Annotated in this window: 16 protein-coding genes; 11 read left to right on the top strand and 5 right to left on the bottom strand. The window is 61.8% G+C overall.

Going from position 1 to position 19,225, the window contains the following annotated elements; translation table 11 throughout:
• The first annotated feature begins 3 nt into the window (after positions 1 to 3).
• The 6 genes from corA to GYH29_RS17690 all read left to right on the top strand — a co-directional run bounded on the left by corA (position 4) and on the right by GYH29_RS17690 (position 8,441).
• On the top strand, positions 4 to 1,083 hold the full coding sequence (gene corA / locus GYH29_RS17715; protein WP_019103285.1) for a magnesium/cobalt transporter CorA: 1,080 nt from the start codon (positions 4 to 6) through the stop codon (positions 1,081 to 1,083).
• A gap of 533 nt (positions 1,084 to 1,616) precedes the next feature.
• A complete protein-coding gene (locus GYH29_RS17710; RefSeq protein WP_161524201.1) occupies positions 1,617 to 2,207 on the top strand; it encodes a fimbrial protein in 591 nt (196 codons plus the stop codon).
• Between the two features lie 194 nt (positions 2,208 to 2,401).
• Entirely contained in the window at positions 2,402 to 3,136 is a 735-nt protein-coding gene (locus GYH29_RS17705; RefSeq protein WP_161524200.1) for a fimbrial biogenesis chaperone, read from the top strand.
• A gap of 136 nt (positions 3,137 to 3,272) precedes the next feature.
• Complete coding sequence (locus GYH29_RS17700; protein WP_198001597.1) at positions 3,273 to 5,741, top strand: fimbria/pilus outer membrane usher protein; 2,469 nt, start codon at positions 3,273 to 3,275, stop codon at positions 5,739 to 5,741.
• 550 nt (positions 5,742 to 6,291) lie between these two features.
• A complete protein-coding gene (locus GYH29_RS17695) occupies positions 6,292 to 7,089 on the top strand; it encodes a fimbrial protein (protein ID WP_161524198.1) in 798 nt (265 codons plus the stop codon).
• Between the two features lie 290 nt (positions 7,090 to 7,379).
• Complete coding sequence (locus GYH29_RS17690) at positions 7,380 to 8,441, top strand: fimbrial protein (RefSeq protein WP_081950303.1); 1,062 nt, start codon at positions 7,380 to 7,382, stop codon at positions 8,439 to 8,441.
• A 9-nt stretch (positions 8,442 to 8,450) separates the two neighbouring features.
• On the opposite strand, the gene GYH29_RS17685 is transcribed toward GYH29_RS17690, so the two are convergent.
• Both GYH29_RS17685 and pncA read right to left on the bottom strand, forming a co-directional pair.
• The gene (locus tag GYH29_RS17685; protein ID WP_019102747.1) at positions 8,451 to 9,356 is read right to left on the bottom strand and encodes an SAM hydrolase/SAM-dependent halogenase family protein; all 906 of its coding nucleotides are present in this window, start codon (positions 9,354 to 9,356) and stop codon (positions 8,451 to 8,453) included.
• A gap of 221 nt (positions 9,357 to 9,577) precedes the next feature.
• Entirely contained in the window at positions 9,578 to 10,210 is a 633-nt protein-coding gene (pncA, locus tag GYH29_RS17680) for a bifunctional nicotinamidase/pyrazinamidase (RefSeq protein WP_019102748.1), read from the bottom strand.
• Positions 10,211 to 10,352: 142 nt separating this feature from the next.
• Here pncA and GYH29_RS17675 point away from each other — a divergent pair, with 142 nt between their 5' ends.
• The 4 genes from GYH29_RS17675 (at position 10,353) to GYH29_RS17660 (ending at position 13,827) form a co-directional block, all read left to right on the top strand.
• Positions 10,353 to 12,710, top strand: coding sequence for a heavy metal translocating P-type ATPase (locus GYH29_RS17675; protein WP_161524197.1), 2,358 nt, complete (start codon positions 10,353 to 10,355; stop codon positions 12,708 to 12,710).
• 243 nt (positions 12,711 to 12,953) lie between these two features.
• Positions 12,954 to 13,163, top strand: a complete 210-nt coding sequence (locus GYH29_RS17670) for a heavy-metal-associated domain-containing protein (protein WP_019102750.1) — start codon at positions 12,954 to 12,956, stop codon at positions 13,161 to 13,163.
• A 257-nt stretch (positions 13,164 to 13,420) separates the two neighbouring features.
• The gene (locus GYH29_RS17665) at positions 13,421 to 13,603 is read left to right on the top strand and encodes a type II toxin-antitoxin system HicA family toxin (protein ID WP_198001596.1); all 183 of its coding nucleotides are present in this window, start codon (positions 13,421 to 13,423) and stop codon (positions 13,601 to 13,603) included.
• Between the two features lie 20 nt (positions 13,604 to 13,623).
• Positions 13,624 to 13,827, top strand: a complete 204-nt coding sequence (locus tag GYH29_RS17660) for a hypothetical protein (protein ID WP_019102752.1) — start codon at positions 13,624 to 13,626, stop codon at positions 13,825 to 13,827.
• A 67-nt stretch (positions 13,828 to 13,894) separates the two neighbouring features.
• Here GYH29_RS17660 and GYH29_RS17655 read toward each other — a convergent pair whose 3' ends face one another.
• The 3 genes from GYH29_RS17655 to GYH29_RS17645 all read right to left on the bottom strand — a co-directional run bounded on the left by GYH29_RS17655 (position 13,895) and on the right by GYH29_RS17645 (position 17,077).
• Entirely contained in the window at positions 13,895 to 14,218 is a 324-nt protein-coding gene (locus GYH29_RS17655) for a DUF190 domain-containing protein (RefSeq protein WP_019102753.1), read from the bottom strand.
• Positions 14,219 to 14,236: 18 nt separating this feature from the next.
• Positions 14,237 to 15,004: a 3',5'-cyclic-nucleotide phosphodiesterase gene (locus tag GYH29_RS17650; RefSeq protein ID WP_043590928.1), complete on the bottom strand. Its 768-nt coding sequence runs from the start codon at positions 15,002 to 15,004 to the stop codon at positions 14,237 to 14,239.
• 180 nt (positions 15,005 to 15,184) lie between these two features.
• Positions 15,185 to 17,077, bottom strand: a complete 1,893-nt coding sequence (locus GYH29_RS17645) for a M14 family metallopeptidase (RefSeq protein WP_161524196.1) — start codon at positions 17,075 to 17,077, stop codon at positions 15,185 to 15,187.
• Between the two features lie 203 nt (positions 17,078 to 17,280).
• On the opposite strand from GYH29_RS17645, the gene GYH29_RS17640 reads away from it, so the two are divergent.
• The gene (locus GYH29_RS17640; RefSeq protein WP_043590932.1) at positions 17,281 to 19,146 is read left to right on the top strand and encodes a S9 family peptidase; all 1,866 of its coding nucleotides are present in this window, start codon (positions 17,281 to 17,283) and stop codon (positions 19,144 to 19,146) included.
• Positions 19,147 to 19,225: the final 79 nt, after the last annotated feature.

Below are 19,225 nucleotides of genomic sequence, written 5' to 3'. Positions count from 1 at the left end.
CCCATGCGCCACGCCACTCTGAAAAAACGCATTCCCACGCTGGGCGAAGCGCCCGGCACCTTGTTGTCGGTGGGCGAGGCGAAGTTGCCGGAAGCCTCGATCTCTCTGTTCGAATACAGCCCGGAGCAATTGCAGGAAACCGTGTTCCAGACCGTGGCGGAAGGCCTGGCCCACCAGCCCGGCGGCGGCGTGCTGTGGCTCAATGTCTATGGCCTGCACCAACCCGAGGTGATGCGCGCCATCGGTCAGCGCTTCGGCCTGCACTCCTTGGTGTTGGAAGACATCATGAACGCGCGTCAGCGGCCCAAGGTGGAGGACTACGGCGATTACTTGTTCGTCGCCAGCCGGGTGTTCGACTATCACCAGCACGGTGAAAACGGGGCGGGGAGGCTGCTGTCCGACCAGATCTATCTGGTCATCGGCCGCCGCTTCGTGCTCACCTTCCAGGAGCGCCCCACCGGTGTGTTCGAAGAAGTGCGGGAACGGCTGCGCCGCGGACGCGGCCTGCTGCGTCACAAGGACGCCGACTACCTGGGCTATTCCTTGCTGGACGCGATGATAGACGACTACTTCGGCGTACTCACCGAGTTCAACGAAAGGGTGGAGCGCATGGACAGCACCCTGCTGCGCGGCCGCGATCAGGGCGTGTTGATGCAGATCCAACGGCTGAAGCGGGATTGCCTGAAGCTGCGCCGCGCGCTGATGCCGATGCGGGAAATGCTGATCTCGCTGAACCGCGGCGAACACGGCTTCTTCAAGCCGGAAACGCTGGTCTATCTGCGCGACGCCTACGATCACACCATGCACGTAATCGAGTCCCTGGAAATGTCGCGGGAAATGGTGGGCGATATGCTGGACCTCTACCTGTCCACTCAATCCCATCGCCTCAACCTGCAAATGCGGGTGCTCACCGTGTTGACCATGATCTTCATGCCGCTGACGCTGATCGCCGGCATCTACGGCATGAATTTCGAATACATGCCGGAGCTGAAATGGCACTACGGCTACCACCTGGTGCTGGTGGCGATGCTGGGCATCGCCAGCGGGTTGGGGTGGCTGTTCTGGAAGCGGCGCTGGCTGTAAGAAACCTGTTCAAAGTCTGCTGCGCTTCGAAGATACGGCGTAAAAAAATCAGCTCAAAATGCTCATGTACCCCTGGTACATTTCGCGCCCACAGCCGTTTTCACTTTGTCTCACTCTGGCCCCTCGTTCTTGAACGGGCCGTAAACGCCGGCCGCCTCGCGGCAAAACCATAATGGACCATTGCCCCTCGGGGCCAGGGTCCATTGTTGCATTCGGCGCGGGAGACCGTGTCCACGATGTCATGTGCTGGCGCTTGATTTTGGATAGCGTGTGTTCTTTAGGTGGGCATGGGTCATGGCAATGTTGTTTTTGGCTATTTAACTTAACAGCATACTTTTAATAAAAAATAGCCATGAATTTAATTTAAAAACTAATTTTGGAAAAGCTGGGAATGTTAGGAAAAATCCTATGTTTATAAATGCTTGAAAACAATAGTATCTTCCTCGTTGTTTCCACAATATTTCGCAGACGTTTACGTTGCAAAAATGCTGGTGCAATTGTCTGCGGGTTTTTCAATCCGAGGGAGATTTTGCATGAAATTATTCAACAGCAAGCTAGGGAAGTTTGTTCTGGCCGCGTTGGCCGCCTTTGTCGTTAGCCCGGCGTTCGCCGAAAGCCTGTCCGGCCAAATTGATTTCACCGGCAAAGTGATTGCGGACTCTTGCCGCCTCAGCTCGCCCAATGGCGACGCCACCAGCATCAAAGTGGATATGGGCACGGTGTCGGTGGAGGATATCGGCACAGTGGCCAGTCCCAAGTTCACCGGCTCGGGCAGCCGACAGGTGGATTTCAACATCATCTGCAAAACCGCCAGCAAGGTGTCGATGCACTTGGCCGGCGCGGCACCTGAGGTGTTGAGCGGCAACAACATCCTGCGTGTCAACAACGGCACCTCGTCGGCGGGCTTCGCCAGGGGCGTCGGCATCGCGGTGTTCGACAGCGCCGCCGTGGCCAGTCCCAAGGCCTTCGACCTGACCAATGGGGCTTTGCTGAAAGAGGAAGCGGCCGGAGCCATTGATGAAGTTCGCCACGTCAGCTTTGCCGCCGCCTATGTCACCACCGGCGACACACAAGTGCCGGGCATCGCCAATGCCAGCCTGCCGTTTACCCTGACTTACGAGTAAGTCGTCCAGGCGGCGCCGTCAGGCGCCAAGAACCTGTTCCATGTTGAACGTGTGCGCCTTGCGGGGTTCCACGCGCTTGGCTTGGAAGGGTTCAAGCGGAGGGCGCTTCGTCGCTCTCCGCCATTCTCATTGCATCCTTGGCGGCGTCAGCCGCCTTGGAACCATTAGTTTGGACATTCCGTGGCCTTCTTTCCATGAAAACCATCCTGTTCCTGATCCTGGCCCTGGCCGTCAGTTCGGCCCGGGCCGGCATCGCCCTTAACGGCACCCGCGTCATCTTTGATGGCAATGACAAGGAAGCTTCCGTCATTGTCAGCAATCTGGACGAGGAAATCCTGGTCCAGTCCTGGCTGGAGCCTGCGGCAGGCCAGCCGGACGAGCTACCGTTCGCGGTGACGCCGCCTTTGGTGCGGCTGCCGGCCAAGCAGCAGCAACTGTTGCGTCTGCTTTACGCCGGCGATGGCGTGGCGGAGGACCGGGAAACCGTGTTCTGGCTGAACGTGCAGGAAATCCCCCAGGCGGCGCGCGGCGACAACGTGTTGCAACTGGCGGTGCGCCAGCGCATCAAGGTCTTTTTCCGGCCTCGGGGCCTGGGCAGCGACTCGGCCTTGCAAGCGCCGGAAGGTTTGCGCTGGAGCCTGCTCCAGGCCGACGGCAAGCCGGCGGTGCGTGTGGACAACCCCAGCCGTTACCACGTGACGGTGGTGGATTTGAAGCGGCAAGCCGGCAAAAGCGGGCAGGAACTGGCCAGCGCTTACATGGTGGCGCCCGGCAGCAGTGGGCAATGGCCGCTGAAACCGTCCGCCGCTGAGGCCGTACAACTGCAATACGGCATCATCAACGACTTTGGCGGCCATGTGGAATACGAAGTTTCGCTTGACGCGGGCAAGGAGGCTCGTCCTCGCCCGCGTGAACCCCGCGTTCAGTGACGCTGCTTATGCCGATTTGAGCATGGGCAGCCGTCTGTTTGCATAAAGTCCAGCCATGCGTATACGTTCAGACCCATTGCCAAGGAGCCACACCCCACCTCGTTGCCGTTCTGCGCTGAAACCTAGTTGCCTGGCCTTGTTGCTGGCATTGGCGGAGTTGTCCAGAGCGGAGGCGACGCAGGCGCGGGGGGGAACCGCCGCCCCGTCCACGCTGTTGGCTTTCAATACCAACTTCATCAATGGCGCCGGCCGGCCAGCGGATCTGAGCGCGGTGCTCGGCGCCGGCAACGCCTTGCCGCCCGGCAGTTATCGGGTGGATGTGCTGGTCAATGATAGTCTGGTTGGGCGCCGCGACGTAGTGTTCGTGCAAGACGGCGCCAGCGGCAAGGTGGTTCCCTGCGTGGACGCCGCCTTGTTGCAAGCCGCCGGCGTTTTGCTGCCGCGTTTGACGCCGCCGCTGGCGGAGGACGATCCCGCCTGCCAGGACCTGTCCGCGCTGATGGAGCAGGCGACGGTGGATTACGACTCCACCCGGCTGCAATTGAAGCTCAGCATTCCGCAAGCTTTTCTGAACCGCGGCGTGCGCGGCTATATCGATCCGGAGCTATGGGACGCCGGGGTGGCCGCCGCCTATCTCAATTACCAGTTCAGCGGCAGCGAAAGCCGCAGTAGCGAACCGGGCGGGATAGACAGCCGCAGCGCTTTTCTTGGTCTGCAAAACGGCGTCAATCTGGGCGCATGGCGGTTGCGCAACGACGCCTCGCTCAACTGGGTCGACGGTCAATCGATGAGCGCGCGCAGCAACCGCACCGTGTTGCAGCGGGACCTGATCGCCTGGAAAAGCCAGTTGGCCGTGGGCGAGCAATACTCCGACTCCACGCTGTTCGACAGCGTGCGTTTTCGCGGTTTCCAGTTGGCCAGCGACGACGCGATGCTGCCGGACGGCGAACGCGGCTACGCGCCGGTGGTGCGTGGTCAGGCGCAGAGCAACGCGGTGGTGGAGGTGCGCCAGAACGGCTACACACTGTATCGCGCTAACGTGCCGCCGGGGCCGTTCGAGCTGACGGACATCTTCCCGTCCGGTTCCAACGGCGATCTGGAAATCACCGTGACCGAGGCCGACGGCAGCAAGCGAGTCACACATCAGGCTTTCTCCAGCCTGCCACTGATGCTGCGCAAGGGGCGCTGGCAGTACAGCGCCGCCGTGGGCGAGTACCAGGGCAGCCAGGCTGTTCGTCCCGGTTTCGCCGCCGGCACCCTGACGTATGGCGTGGGCGACGATAGCACTGTGGCGGCGGGCTTCCAGTTCACTCCGGACTTTCAGGCGATCAATCTGGGCGTGGGCACCAACACGCCGGTGGGCGCGCTGTCGTTGGACATGACCCAGTCCATCAGCCGCGCCCAGGGCGAGCGGCAACGGGGGCAGAGCGTGCGGCTGCTTTATGCCAAAACCTTTACCCGCACTTATACCAACCTGACGTTGGCGGCCTATCGCTACTCCACCTCCGGCTACCGTAGTTTCAATGATCACGCCAACGATCTCGCGGGCAATAGCCAGGGGCAGTTCGGCCGCAGCCGTTCACGCATTGATTTGACCACCCAGCAGGATTTGGGACGAGAACGGCGCTTTGGCAGCCTGTATCTGAACTTGAGCCAACAAAGCTTCTGGGGCCAAAGCGGAACGACCAGCAGCGTGGGGCTGGGTTATGGCAATAACTGGAAACGCCTGGGCTACAACTTCACGCTGAGTCAGAGCCGCGACAGCCGTCCCGGCGGCGTCAGCAGCACCCAGGCGATGCTCACTTTCACGTTGCCGCTGGGCGACAAGCCGCGCTCGCCGCGGCTGTATAGCAATCTGAGTCATACCACGGGCGGTGGCGCCTCGCTGCAAAGCGGGGTCAGCGGTTATTTGAGCGAAGCCACTTCTTATTCCGTGCAGGCGGGGTACGCCAGCCGGGACGGCCACAGCACGGTTGGGGTGAGTGTCAACCACCGCGCGGACTTTGTTCAACTGAGCGCGGCATACAACGCGGCGCGCAATTATCAATCGGGCAGCATCGGCGTATCCGGCGCCGTTGTCGTCCACGGCGGAGGGGTCAACTTGAGCCGCTCGGTGGGAGATACCTTTGCTCTCCTGCAAGTGGACGGCGTGTCCGGACAGGCGCTGCGCACCGGCCACGGCGGAGCGCTGGGGCGCAATGGTTATGCGGTGCAGCCGTATGCGCAGCCTTATCGTGTCAACACCTTGAGCCTGGACACTCGCCAACTGGGCGCGGATGTGGAACTGGAGGATACGGTCAAGCTGGTGGTGCCGCGGCGCGGCGCCGTGGTCAAGGGCGTGTTCAAGGCTAGGCGCGGCTTGCGCGCGCAGTTCACCCTATTGCGGCCGGATGGTGGCGCCGTGCAGTTTGGCGCCAGCGTCAGCGGCGACGATGGCAAGCCGTTGGGCATCGTCGATCCCAATGGCAAGGTACTGGCGTTGCTGAAGCAGGAAACAGGCCGGCTGACTGTGACATGGCGCGGCGGCGAGTGCGTGGCCGATTACCGGCTGCCGCCGGCCAAGGCGGGGCGGTATTACCAACGACGGACGATAAGCTGCAATTGAAGAGACTGGGAAGCGAAATGAGCAGAAAGGACGAGATGGTCAGGAGGGGATATTGCGACACGGAACCGGCCCCTATCTTTTTAAGGCAATGGCGCAAGCGCTCAATCGGTTTTGTCTTCAAAACCAGTATATGCGAAGGGAGGATGATATGGCGGTGTTACCGGAGCGGCACCATGGCCTAGGTGGGCCACCCCCTGTCTGGCATGCCGTCGCAATACAAGGCGCTAGCCTGTCAGGTCTGAACTTGGGTCAATGCGTTTTGCTGCTGTTACTGCTTGTCAGTCTGCCCGTTCAGGCTCGGATTACCAGTTGCGACAGTCGCGCTGCCCTCTTACACACGGTGGATATCCCTGGCACGCCTCCCAGCAGCGCCTCGCTCGCTGGGGATGTGCTGCATCGGCGCTTTTATAGATTCTCCATTGGCTACATGGTGGAAGGCACAATTAACAATGACAGGATGCGTTTGGGGGCGCACTGGACGATTGCTACGGAGTCCCAGTTTGGAACCGTGGGTTCTGGCATACCTGGGGTGGGTGTACGTTGGCGTCATATGGATAATGATTCGCTTGGTCGAATCATCAGGGAGGGCGAGAGCCGATGGAGTGTGCCGGATGATTACCCCAAGGCTGCGGGAAACTATCAGAAAGAGATGAGTTTGGTTCAAGAGTTTGTTCTGACCGATCCCAAACTTTATCAAGGGGGAGGGACTATTCTAACTTCCGCGGGCTTTACGATTCATGCTCATGGCACCGGCACGGGTAACAGTCAGAATGTGTCCAGAGGCTGCAATGCTAGTGGGGGAGCCCCAAGTGGTAACCGAGAAGATGCTAAAACGGTTTACACTTTTTCGCCTACTGATGCTTGGGGTGGCAGTGGTGGACCGCCCTCACTACCCGCCCCCAGCTGCAAGGTATCGCTGGCTTCGCAAAAGCTGAGCATCGCTTTGAATTCGATCAACGCTTTCAGGCTGAACCGCAAGGACGAGGTGTCCCAAGACAGCGTACCGTTCAGTATCCGGCTGGAAGAGTGTGCGATCAATGCCAGGCCATCAATCAATTTCACCGATGCCGGCACCCCTTCCAACACCAGCCATACCTTGCTGGCCAATCACGCTAGCGGTAGCGCCAAGGGGCTGGGGGTGCGGCTGCGCCGCAATGGCCAAACCGATCTGTACTTTGGCCTGCCCGATAGCAGCGACAGCCGCCGCCGCATTCCGCTGGGCACGGCCAGCAGCGATACGCCGGTGCTGACTCTGGAGCTGAACGCCCACTACGTGCGCACTACGGACGAAGCTATCAAACCGGGGAGTTTTTCGGCAACAACCACCTTTGTGTTGTCTTATCCGTGAGCGTCAGTGTTAGAGCCGTTGGCTAAACATCCCGAATGTCGCGTACGCGGATTTGTAGCGCGATTTTTATGTCCTGTACCTCAGGTGTTTTTCAAGACTTTGTGAATGCATCATAAAAATCCCCCCCCAAGACACTGGATTTAACCGAGATGATGACTATCCGGCAGTCGCTGGCACGGTGTTGCTGCGGGCGGCGTACCGGTTGATGGGCTGGCGAGGCAAACGCTCTGAGTGAGCAAGTCGCGCAGCAATATCTTTGTTGTTTTTCGGAAGAGCGGAAGGAATTTGCCATGCGCTATTGGAGTGTGCTTGCCGCCTTGTTGGCGCAGCTAAATGGGGGTACGGCCGACGCCGGGTCGTGCGAGCCAGTGGGAAATATGTCGAAGTTCAGCTTTGCATTTGACCGGACATTCAGTTCCCCGGACGAAAACGCGGAGGATGCTTTATATCCCAACGCCTATGAATGGAATCTGGGGCAGTCATATATTGGACGCTGCGCCTGTCCCGGCTCATCGATAGCCAGAGGTACTTATTTTTCGACCCGAACCTCGTTACCCAATGGCGTCGGCAGGGTAGTCAATGGCGTGAATATTCAGTTTTATGAAATTAATCGCAATCTACAGCTGGGGACGGAGGTTTATCTGGCGGGGGAAGTCAAAAAATTCCGCCCGACGCCATGGACCAAGCTATACAACGAGGGTATTGGAAAATTAACGTGCCAGAATGGTTTTACGGTAGGCGATATCATGTTTGAGAGCGGATCGCGGGGCCGTTTGCACTTGCTGATTCGCCGTCCATTTGTTGGAACTATCCGTGTGCCGGAATTCAAGGTGCTGGAGGTTTTGGGATCAATGAATGATGCAACCACGGTGCCGGCCAAGCCCTTGGTGGGCCTGTTTATGAGCATGAATGTGACGGTACCGCAAAACTGCAGGCTGGCAGCCGGCCAACTGACCACGATCGATTTTGGCGCGCTGATTCCTGCGTCGCTGGCCAACCCAGGTGCGGTAGGTCAAAAACCGGTTCAGCGCACTTTCCATATCAAGTGCACCAATATTTCCGCTGGGGTCAAGATCAATCTGGCTTTGGAGGGACGGCCGCACGGCACGGATGCGCGCTATCTGGAAACCACGCATCCAAACGTGGCGGTGGCGATGGAGAGCAGCGGCAAGTTAGTGCCACCCAGCGCGCCAGGCGCGTTGCCGGCCGGCAATCAGCTGATTCCGATCGCGCTGGACTACGACAACTTGCGTGCCTTGTTCGACTTGACCGCCTGGCCGGTGAAAATGTCGGAACGCCCGGCCCCGGGCGGCTTCCAGGGCAGCGCCACCTTGAAGTTTGACTTTGAATAGCGGCGGAGCTTAGGGCCGGCTCAGCTCCACCGACCAGTCTGGTCCAGAACCGATGCCGCGCTTGGCGGCGTAGCTGTCCATGTTCAGCGCCAGCGACACGTCCAGCAGGCTGTTCAGATAGACCAGCGGCTGGCCGTTGGCCACCTCGCCGAAGGTGCGGCGGTAGGGCGCCACCACTTCGTCCACCGGCTTGCCCTGTTTGAAAATGCGCACTTTTACCGTGTCGCCGGGGCGGAAGCCCTGGGCTTCGAACAGCGCTTTGGGGATATTGGTCCACACATTGCCATATTGCGGGTCCAGTACCGGGATCATGCCCTTGATCCGCTCGCCGGCGATTTCGGCGCGCTGATACGGCAGTTTGACCACGGCGGCGGCCGGCAGCGGCGGACCCACTTCCTCGAAGCGGATCTTGCCGGCGGCCAGCCGCGCGCCGGTGTAGGCGTAAACATCGCGGCCGTGGAAGGTGTAGGAGTCCGCCGAGCCTTGCAGGCGGTTGGTCTTCTCGTCGATGCGGCGCAGCTCGGCCACGCCGTCGCGCTCGGCGATCAAGGTCAGCAGGCCGTTGTTGGGGTTGACGAAATAGCGGCCGTCCCGGGTTTTCAGTACCACGGACTGGCGTTCGGTGCCGACGCCCGGATCCACCACCGACACGAACACCGTGCCCTTGGGCCAGTAGTTGGCGGTCTGGTACAGCCGGTAGGCGCCGCTCCAGATGTCGTAATCGGGGATTTCATGGGTGAGGTCGGACAAGGTCAGTTTGGGGTCCACCGAGTAGGCGACGCCGCGCATCGCCGATACCGCGCCATCCTTGAGGCCAAAGTCCGTCATCAGCACCAGAGGCGCGTCCGCGCGCGCCAAGCCGGCCAGCAGCAGGCCGGCGGCGAGCCAGAGGCGGGCGTGTTGGAATAGCTTCATACTTCTTCTCCTAAAGAACCTGTTTACGATCTGCTGCGCGTCAGCGATACGGCGTTGAAACCGGCTTCGAAATGCTTATGTACCGTGTGTACATTCCGCTTTCTCAGTCGTTTTCGCCTTGTCTCGCCTTAGCTCGCGAGATTGTAAATACGTTCTAAGTGTTTTCTTGTGTTCAAAAAGGTGGTTTGCGGTCTTGCGACGCCTGCCAGCGCTGGACTTGCTTACACCTCGTCCGAACGCAGCCTCCGTACGCCGGCGGCCAGCATATGCGCCCAGGCGCTGCTGAGCGACCCGTTCAGATTGATGCCGCGGCAGGCATCGTCCACCACCGTGGTTTCCAAGCCGGCGGCGCGCGCGTCCAGCGCGCTCCAGGCTACGCAGTAGTCCGTGGCGAGCCCGGCCAGCCACACGCGCTTGACGCCGCGTTCGGCCAGATAGCCGGCCAGGCCGGTGGGAGTTTGGCGGTCCGCTTCCACGAAGGCGGAATAACTGTCCAGTGCTGGGTTGCAGCCCTTGCGAATGATCAACTGCGCGAGATGGGTGTCCAGCTCCGGGTGGAATTCGGCGCCGCGGCTGCCGGCCACGCAATGGTCCGGCCACAGCGTCTGCTCGCCATAAGGCAGCTGGATACTGTCGAAAGGCTGTTTGCCGGGATGTTGGCTGGCGAAGGAAACATGTTTGGCCGGGTGCCAGTCCTGGGTCAGGATCACCCGGTTGAAGAACTGCATCATGTGGTTGATCAGCGGCACGATCTGATCGCCGTCGGCCACGGCCAGCTCGCCGCCGGGACAAAAACTGTTTTGCACGTCCACCACGATCAAGGCGCAATCGTCGCCGTAGCGTTTCAGGGGCATAGCGTTTTCCTGCAAGGGTTCTCAGCCTTTCTTGTTACCACGCGGCCGCCGGCGCGGTAAAGCCCGGCGCCGTGACAATCGCGAAAAAATGGTTTGCCATTGATACCCTATGGGGGTATATAATTCAGCCCAGGAGGTCATCATGACAGCAAGCACCGTGGATTTGCCGATTGAGGGCATGAGTTGCGCGGCCTGCGCCGCCAGGATTGAAAAACAGTTGAACCGGCTGGACGGGGTGGAGGCGGCGGTCAATTTCGCCAGCGAATCGGCCAAGGTCTCGTTCGACCCGGTCAAAACCCCGCCGCAGACGCTGGTGGACACCATCGCCAAGACCGGTTTCGCCGTACCGCGCCGGCAGGCAGAGCTGGACATCCAGGGCATGACTTGCGCCGCCTGCGCCGGCCGCATCGAGAAGGTGCTGAACCGGCTGCCGGGCGTGTCCGCTCAGGTCAACTTCGCCAGCGAAAGCGCCCGCGTCGATTATGTGGCCGGCCTGGCCGACGAGGCGGCGCTGATCGCCGCGGTGAGCCGCGCCGGTTATCAGGCCGCGGCCAAGGCCGGGCCGGGCGACGACTCGCTGGCCGCCGAGCATGCGAGCCGCTACCGGCGCGAGCGGTTGTGGTTCGCGTTCTCAGCCTTGCTGACCTTGCCCTTCCTTATTGAAATGGCGGCGATGTTCAGCGGCGGCCACCATGGCTGGCTGCCGCGTTACTGGCAGTTGGCCTTGGCCACGCCAGTGCAATTTGTCGTCGGTTGGCGTTTCTACAAGGGCGCTTGGGCGGCGCTGCGCGGCGGCGGCGCCAATATGGACGTGCTGGTGGCCCTGGGCACCAGCATGGCCTGGTTGTTGTCGGCGGCTGTGACCTTGCTGGGCCTGGAAGACCAGCATGTTTATTTCGAAGCCAGCGCCTCGGTGATCACCCTGGTGCTGTTGGGCAAGCTGCTGGAGGCGCGCGCCAAGGGCAAAACTTCGGCCGCGATCGAAGAACTGATCCGGCTGGCGCCCAAGACCGCCCGCGTGGAGCGTGAGGACGGCCGGGTGGAGGAGGTGGCGGTGACCGCGCTGCGCCAGGGAGATCTGATTGTGGTGCGCCACGGCGAAACCTTGCCGGTGGACGGCGAGGTGGTGGACGGCGAGGCGGCGCTGGATGAAAGCATGTTGACCGGCGAAAGCCTGCCGGTGGCCAAGCGCGTCGGCGACAGCGTCTACGCCGCCACCCGCAATCAGGACGGCATGCTGAAGGTGCGCGCCACCGGCGTGGGCGGGGATACCCAGTTGGCCGAGATTGTGCGCCTGGTGAGCGCGGCCCAGGGCTCCAAGGCGCCGATTCAGCAATTGGCGGACGTGATTTCCGGCGTGTTCGTGCCGGTGGTGGTGGGCATCAGCCTGTTGACCTTCATCATTACCGGCCTGTGGCTGCAGGATTGGCCGGCGGCGCTGATCCACGCGGTGGCGGTGCTGGTGATCGCCTGCCCGTGCGCGCTGGGCCTGGCCACGCCGACGGCGGTGATGGTGGGCGTGGGCAACGGCGCGCGGCGCGGCATCTTGTTCCGCAACGCCACCGCGCTGGAGCTGGCCAGCCAGGTAGGGGTGCTGTTGGTGGACAAGACCGGCACCCTGACCGAAGGCAAGCCACAAGTCAAACAAGTGTTGCCGCTGGCGGCGGACGCGGACTTGGTGCTGCAACTGGCCGCCAGCGTGGAGGCTGGATCGGAACACCCGCTGGCGCGCGCCATTCTGCAACAGGCGCAAGGACAGGGCTTGGGCTTGCTGCCGGTCAGCGGCTTCGCCGCTCAGGTGGGGCAGGGGGTACAGGCGGACGTGGCCGGCCATGGCTTGGTGCGAGCGGGGGGGCCCGGCTGGCTGGGCGAGCAGGCCTTGAATGCCGCCTTGCCCTTGCAACAGGCGGGAAACACCGTGGTGGCGGTGGCGCGCGGCGAGGAGCTGTTGGGCCTGCTGGCCATCGCCGACCGCATCCGTCCCAGCTCGGCCCACGCGGTGGCGCAGTTGCAGCGGATGGGCATACGGGTGGCGATGCTGACCGGCGACAACCCGGCCACCGCCGCCGGCATCGCCGCGGAGGCGGGCATCCGTGATTACCGCGCCGAGGTGAAGCCGCAGGACAAGGCGGCGGAAGTGCGGCGTTGGCAGGCGCAGGGCTTCAAGGTGGCGATGATGGGCGACGGCGTCAACGATGCGCCGGCGCTGGCCGCCGCCGACGTCAGCCTGGCGATGGGCGCCGGCTCGGACGTGGCGATAGAAGCCGCCGACATCACCCTGATGCACGGCGACTTGATGCACGCGGTGGACGCGATCCGGCTGTCGCGCGCCAGCCTGCGCAAAATCCGGCAGAATCTGCTGTTCGCCTTCATTTATAACGTGATGGGGATTCCGCTGGCGGCGCTGGGCATGTTGAACCCGGTGATCGCCGGCGCGGCGATGGCGATGAGTTCGGTATCGGTGGTGAGTAACTCGCTGCTGTTGCGGCGCTGGAAATAAGAACCTGTTTACGATCTGCTGCGCGTTGGCGATACGGCGTTAAAAACCGCTTCGAAATGCTCATGTACCACTTGTACATTCCGCTTTCTCAGCCGTTTTCGCCTTGTCTCGCCTGAGCTCGCGAGATCGTAAACACGTTCTAAGAGCCTGTTCAATGTCCGCTGCGCTTCCGAGACATTGAACAAGCTCTAAAACCACAGCAGCACGGGGTGGGGAAATTTTGAATTTTTTCAGGAGAAAGCAATGTCCGAATTGATCATGAAAGTGGATGGCATGACCTGCCAGGGGTGCGTGAAAAGCGTCAGCGGCGTGCTTAGCGGCATGGCCGGCGTCAGCGAGGCCGAAGTCAGCCTGGAGGCTAAGCAGGCTAAGGTGGTGTACGACGCGGAGATCGTGTCGCCGGAGGAACTGGCGGCGGCGGTGGAGGACGCGGGCTTCGACGTGACGCGCTGAGTGTTCAACGGCGGCGAAGCGGAACAGGGCATGGCTTGCGGGCCATGCCCTGTTTCATTGTGCTCCTTGGCTGGGCGTTGACCGAGTTCCTGTGATTTTCAGAGGCGTGGACGTCGGCAAGCTGACGGCAATGTATTGTTTTCCAATGATCTTGGCGGGTTGACGGCTTAGAGAGAGGGTGCCAGCATCAAGCTATACTTGGCTGGCAGAGGTCAACGATGAGCGTCGAGAGAACCATAGAGAAAATGAGGTAGTCGGTGGGCAACCTCAGCTTCGATGAACTCGTGGCCGTGTGCGACGCCATGTTTGGCAAGGGCCGAATCAAGGGTAGCCATCATATCTACAAGATTCCCGGGATTCCGGGAGGCGTTAATATTCAAGACAATGGCCACGGCAAAGCGAAAGCGTACCAGGTGAAGCAGGTGCTGAAGGCTATTTGAGAAGGTTAAAGGAGCAGAAGATGGACTATAGACACTACTCGTACCGAGTGCTCTGGTCGCCGGAAGACGAGGAGTATGTTGGGCTCTGCGACGAGTTTCCCTTGCTGTCGCATCTGGACAGGTCTCAGGAAAAGGCCTTGCACGGTATCGTCTTATTGGTAAAGGACGTATACGAGCAGATGAAGGAAGAGCGCCAGCCTCTACCGGAGCGTTTGAGCGCTTGAATCGACGCAGCTTCTCCCTCGCCCGCTGGCTGGTTGGTTTTATCCGTTGTCCCTTGGCGCATCGTTTTTACGATTCCTCCTCCCCCAACACGCCGAACTCCACCGGCGTCTTCACGTAAAACACCTTGACCCCGGCGGCGGCGAGCGCGGCCAGCAGCCGCTCGGCCTCGTCGGCGCTGATCACCAGCGTGACTTCCTCGGGCTGATCCGCCAGATCGAAGAAATGGACGGAGTGCAGCCGGCGGTGGCGGCCGTAGCCTTCACTGGCGGTGAACAACGTGGCGCCGCGGATGTCCATCCGCCGCGCCTGTTGTACGATCCACTCCGCCAGCGGCAGGCCGTCGTGGCAGTGGTCTTGCTGGGTGAAGAAGGAGAGTTGATAGCCTTGCATGGTCTTGGCCTCCGGCGGCTACAGTTCGATCAGCATGCCTTCGCGCAGCGGGCAGACGCGCAGGCCGTTGGCGTATTCGGAGCGCAGCTGTTCCAGCAGGTGTTCGCGGCAGCCGGGGTCGATGTGGCTGATCCAAAGATGGGTGTTGGCCGGCAGCAGCGGCAGGAAGGGTAGCAATAGCAAGGGCGTCATATGGCCCTGGCGCGCGGCCTCGGCCTGGCGCTCGTCGGTGTAGGTCAATTCGCAGATCACGTCGGTCAGCGAGGGCACATTGGACACCCATTGCCAGAAAGCCGGGCAAGGGCCGCTGTCGCCGCTGAAAGCGAGAGCGCGCCAGCTGCCTTCTATCAACCAGCCCAGCGCCGGCACGCTGTGATTGGCCGGCAGCGCGGTGGCCAGGCCTTCGCCTATCGGCAGCGCGTAGCCGGGCTCCACCGCTTGCAGCCGCAGCCAGGGCTGTTCGACGCTGGGTTGGCGGGTGTAGTCCGGCCAGAGTTCGCCGTTGAACAGATGGGCGCGCAGCGCGTCCAGGGTTTCTTGCTGGCTGTAGACAGTGAGGCCGGGGCCGCGGCGGCTGGCGTGAACGTCGGCCAGCAGCGGCAGGCAGCCGCAGTGGTCGGCGTGGCTGTGGGTGAGCAGCACCTGGCGGATGGACAGCATCTCGTCCGCGCGCAAGCTGGTCACGCCGGTGCCGCAATCTATCAGGGTGTCTTCGTCAATCAGAAAACTGGTGGTGTGGCCGGGGTGGCCAATGCAGGCGGCGGCGCCGAGAACCTTGATGTGCATGGGTTTCTCCTGGTTGCGGCCGTTGACCGGCCGGGCTTGGCCGGTCCGCCGCTGCAAACATGGAAACGATCTGCTGCCCGCCCCGCCCGATGCGAGTTATTGTCGCGCCGCCGCCCAAGAGACCGCCGGCTTGAATCTTTCTAGTGTAGACAAGCCGGCGGCCGCTTGCGCGGTCTGGGCTTAGCGCACGATGCCCACCGGATAGAGGAAGCGGTTGCTGTCGGCGAACGGCGTCTGCTCATAGAACCAGTTGAGCCGGGCGTTGCGGTCCTTGGCGAACTTGGGGTCCTTGAGCCTGGCCTGGAAGGCCTGACGCAAGGCCGGGCTTTCCGCCAGCATGCGCCGCGCCATCGGTTCCATCACATAGGCTTCCGGCGCTTCCGCCGAGGTGAGGTTGGCGTTGAAGAAGCCCCAGTGCAGGAAGGAGTCCGGGCTGGCCGGTTCCAGCAGCAGCATCGCCAGCGTGCCCAAGGGTTGTTGCGGGTCCACCACCACGGAGCCGGCCGGATAGGTGACTTTGCGCTGCAAGGGGTTGGGCTTGCCGTCTATCAGCAGGCGGCCTTCGTAGCCGGGAATCTTGTCGGCGGATTCGCGGTCCGGCTCAAACGGCGTGCCCAGCTTGATATCGTCCAGCCGGTAGACGGTAACGTCCAGCGTTTCCGGCCGGCTCAGTTCGCGCAGCTGGATGCCGTGAGCGCGTAGCCGGGCGATCACCTCGTGCCACTGTGTCGGCACCACATAGGCCTTGGGCCGCGCGGCGGTGAGGTCCGGCACGGTCAGCGGGGTGATGGGCAGGCGGTAGTCGCGCGGCTGATTGCTCCAGCGCACGATCTTGTCGCCGGTGATCGGAGATTGCACCTTGTCGAACTTGACGCCCTTGAAGTCCACCAGCTTGGGTTTGCCCTCGGCTTCCTTCCAGGTCAGCGTCACCGGGTCCGGCCGCGCGGCGCGGTCCTTGGCGATGGCGGCGCGCAGGCTGTCGTAATGGCGGGACACGCTGTCGAAGATGGCGCGATAGAGCACGTAGTTGCCCAGCACTTGCTGCTTGTAGGGCTTGAGCGCGTGCAGTTCCACCAGGATGGCGGGGATGCCGCGGGCGTCGGCGTACTGATTGGAGAAGCGCGCCAGATCGCTGTAATACGGGTAATAGCCCTTGTCGGGGTTCTCGTTGTCGTTCATCGAGATGCAGACATTGGGCTCATGGCCGTAGCGGCGCAGTTCGCGATAGACCTCGGGCGTCATCACCTGGTCCATCCAGCGGCTGGACTCGGGCGACCAGCCTTGGCCGTTGTTGCAGTAGGTGACGTCGTATTGGTAGTTGACGCCGTCCGTGCTGTGGGTGTCGATGAAGAAGTCCGGCTGGTAATCGTTGAGCGCGCGCGCCACGTTGCGGATTTCCGGGCTGTCCAGCTTGGTGAAATCCCGGTTCAGGTTGAGGTTGCGGCCGTTGACCCGCCAGCCGGTCTGTTCCGGCCCGTTCTGGTTGATGCGGCCGTATTTGCCGTAGCGCATGTCGCCGTCCACGTTGACGGTGGGGATGAACAGCAGGTTGACCTTTGACAGCAGTGCGTCGTTGCGGATGAGTAGATCACGGATCAGCATCAGCCCGGCGTCCTTGCCGTTGGCTTCGCCTGGGTGGATGCCGGCTTGCACGTAGATCAGCGGCTTGCCGCTGGCGCGCAGGCCTTGCGGCGATTTGTCGGCGGCGGCGGACACCACCGCCATCATCATCTCGTGGCCTTGATCTGTTTTTTCCGCCATCGGGCCCAGCTTGAGCAGCGCCGGTTTGGCCGCGGCCAGCTTGTTCAGGTAGGCGATGGTTTCCGGATAGGCGGGCGTGTGCTTGAAGCCGCTGGCCTCCAGCGGCGTGGCCCACGGGTCGTCCGCCTTGGCGGCGAAGCGCTGGCTGTCCCCCTGCCAGGGGATGTCCGGGGGCAGCACGCGTTGGCGCGCGGCGGATAGGTATTGGCTGTCGTCGACGTAGTCCGGCGCGGCCGGCATGGCGTGTGCGTGCGGACCGAGGTGCAGGGCGGCGAAGGCGGAAACGATGGCGAGGCGCAGCGGCAAGTGCATGATGATTATCCTGATTGTCCAAGACCGAAACAGGCTACGCCCGCCGGCCCGGCGGACGCACGGGCTGTTGCACGGCGGCTTGACCGGGATCAAGCGGTGCCAACGGGGGGAGTGGTTCGAGAATCGATATTTTTTGTGGCATATTGTCGCAGGGGTCCAGCGCGGCCGCGCCGGATCGGGATCATTTCAGACAAGGGGTTCTCGTGAAAACTTGGGTATCGAGCCTGGCCTTGGCCGCCGCGTTGTCCAGCGCGGCCTACGCCGCGGACATTCCGCTGCGTGACTTTTTCCGTAATCCGGAGCAGAGCAATTTCACCTTGTCGCCGGATGGCAAGAGCGTGGCTTTCCTGGCGCCTTGGGAGGCGCGGCGCAATATTGTGGTGCGCATGCCGGGGCAGCCGGACCGGCGCGTCACCGAAGTGAAGGACCGCGACCTGTCGGGTTATTTCTGGAAGGGCAATCAGCGGCTGGTTTACAGCAAGGATAATGGCGGGGATGAGAATTTCCACCTATACGCGGTGGACCTGGTCAGCGGCAAGAGCCGCGATCTGACGCCGTTTCCCGGCGTGCGCGCGGAGATCGTCGACGAACTGACTGAGCGGGATGACGAATTGCTGGTGGGCCTGAACAAGCGCAAGCCGGAAGTGTTCGACGTTTACCGGGTGAACCTGAAAACCGGCAAGTTGACGCTGGAGGCGAAGAACCCCGGCAATGTCACCAGTTGGAGCACTGATCACAATGGCCGCATCCGCATCGCCACCACCACGGACGGCGTCAACAGCACCCTGCTGTATCGCGACCAGCCGGGCGGCGCCTTCCGCAAGCTGATGACCACTTCCTTCCGTGACAGCTTCAATCCCTTGTTCTTCACTTTCGACAACCAGCGTTTCTACGCCGCCAGCAATCTGGGCCGCGATAAGAGTGCCATCGTCGAATTCGATCCCAAGACCGGCAAGGAAGTGAAGCAGATCTATCACCGCGACGACGTGGACGTCGACGGCCTGGGCTTTTCCCGCAAGCGCAAAGTGATCACCTGCGCCCGCTTCGAAACCGACAAGCCGGGCCGGCAATGCCTAGATGAGAAGAGCGAGGCCCTGCTTGCTAGGCTGGAGGCGCGGCTGCCCGGCTACCAGGTGGATATCCAGTCCGCCAACCGCGCGGAGAACCGTTTCATCGTGGCGGCCTGGAACGACCGTACCCAGGGCAAGCGCTATCTGTACGACGAGGCCGGAGACAAACTGGAGCTGCTGGCCGAGATCACGCCCTGGCTGAAGGAAAGCGAGATGGCTACGATGCGGCCGGTGCAGTACCGCAGCCGCGACGGTTTGACTATCAACGGCTACCTGACCCTGCCCAAGGGCAAGGAGGACGCCAAGGGGCTGCCGGTAATCATTAATCCGCACGGCGGGCCATGGGCGCGCGACAGCTGGCGCTTCAACCCCGAGGTGCAGTTCTTCGCCAATCGCGGCTGGGCGGTGCTACAGATGAACTTCCGCGGCTCCACCGGCTATGGCCGTGATTTCTGGCAGGCCTCGTTCAAACAATGGGGCGGCACCATGCAGGACGACGTCAGCGACGGCGTGGACTGGCTGGTCAAGCAGGGCGTGGCGGATCCGAAGCGCGTCTGCATCTACGGCGGCAGCTACGGCGGTTACGCCACGCTGGCGGGCATCACTAAGACGCCGGATTTGTATCGCTGCGCGGTGGATTACGTGGGGGTGTCCAATCTATTCACCTTCATGAACACCATACCGCCGTACTGGAAGCCGATGCTGGACATGATGCACGAGATGGTGGGCGATCCGGTCAAGGACAAGGCGATGATGCGCGAACGCTCGCCGGTGTTCCAGGTGGACCGCATCAAGACTCCGCTGCTGGTGTTGCAGGGGGCCAAGGACCCGCGCGTCAACATCGACGAATCCAATCAGATCGTCAAGGCGCTGCAGAAGCGCGGCGTGGAAGTGGAATACATGGTCAAGGACAATGAGGGCCATGGTTTCCGCAACGAGGAAAACCGCTTTGACGCCTATGGCGCGATGGAGCGTTTCTTCCGTCAGCATTTGAATTAAGACCCGCTAAGAACGTGTTTACGATCTCGCGAGCCAAGGCGAGACAAGGCGAAAACGAGCGAAAAAGCGGAATGTACCG

The sequence above is a fragment of the Chromobacterium haemolyticum genome, from assembly GCF_009936155.1.
GTDB lineage: Bacteria > Pseudomonadota > Gammaproteobacteria > Burkholderiales > Chromobacteriaceae > Chromobacterium > Chromobacterium haemolyticum.
This window is presented reverse-complemented; position numbering and strand designations above follow the sequence as displayed.

Bases quoted from the DNA above. Each gene is read 5' to 3' on its own strand.
- corA (WP_019103285.1), top strand. From the start codon at position 4: ATGCGCCACGCCACTCTGAAAAAACGCATTCCCACGCTGGGCGAAGCG.
- GYH29_RS17710 (WP_161524201.1), top strand. From the start codon at position 1,617: ATGAAATTATTCAACAGCAAGCTAGGGAAGTTTGTTCTGGCCGCGTTG.
- GYH29_RS17705 (WP_161524200.1), top strand. From the start codon at position 2,402: ATGAAAACCATCCTGTTCCTGATCCTGGCCCTGGCCGTCAGTTCGGCC.
- GYH29_RS17695 (WP_161524198.1), top strand. From the start codon at position 6,292: ATGGATAATGATTCGCTTGGTCGAATCATCAGGGAGGGCGAGAGCCGA.
- GYH29_RS17690 (WP_081950303.1), top strand. From the start codon at position 7,380: ATGCGCTATTGGAGTGTGCTTGCCGCCTTGTTGGCGCAGCTAAATGGG.
- GYH29_RS17685 (WP_019102747.1), bottom strand. From the start codon at position 9,356: ATGAAGCTATTCCAACACGCCCGCCTCTGGCTCGCCGCCGGCCTGCTG.
- pncA (WP_019102748.1), bottom strand. From the start codon at position 10,210: ATGCCCCTGAAACGCTACGGCGACGATTGCGCCTTGATCGTGGTGGAC.
- GYH29_RS17675 (WP_161524197.1), top strand. From the start codon at position 10,353: ATGACAGCAAGCACCGTGGATTTGCCGATTGAGGGCATGAGTTGCGCG.
- GYH29_RS17670 (WP_019102750.1), top strand. From the start codon at position 12,954: ATGTCCGAATTGATCATGAAAGTGGATGGCATGACCTGCCAGGGGTGC.
- GYH29_RS17660 (WP_019102752.1), top strand. From the start codon at position 13,624: ATGGACTATAGACACTACTCGTACCGAGTGCTCTGGTCGCCGGAAGAC.
- GYH29_RS17655 (WP_019102753.1), bottom strand. From the start codon at position 14,218: ATGCAAGGCTATCAACTCTCCTTCTTCACCCAGCAAGACCACTGCCAC.
- GYH29_RS17650 (WP_043590928.1), bottom strand. From the start codon at position 15,004: ATGCACATCAAGGTTCTCGGCGCCGCCGCCTGCATTGGCCACCCCGGC.
- GYH29_RS17645 (WP_161524196.1), bottom strand. From the start codon at position 17,077: ATGCACTTGCCGCTGCGCCTCGCCATCGTTTCCGCCTTCGCCGCCCTG.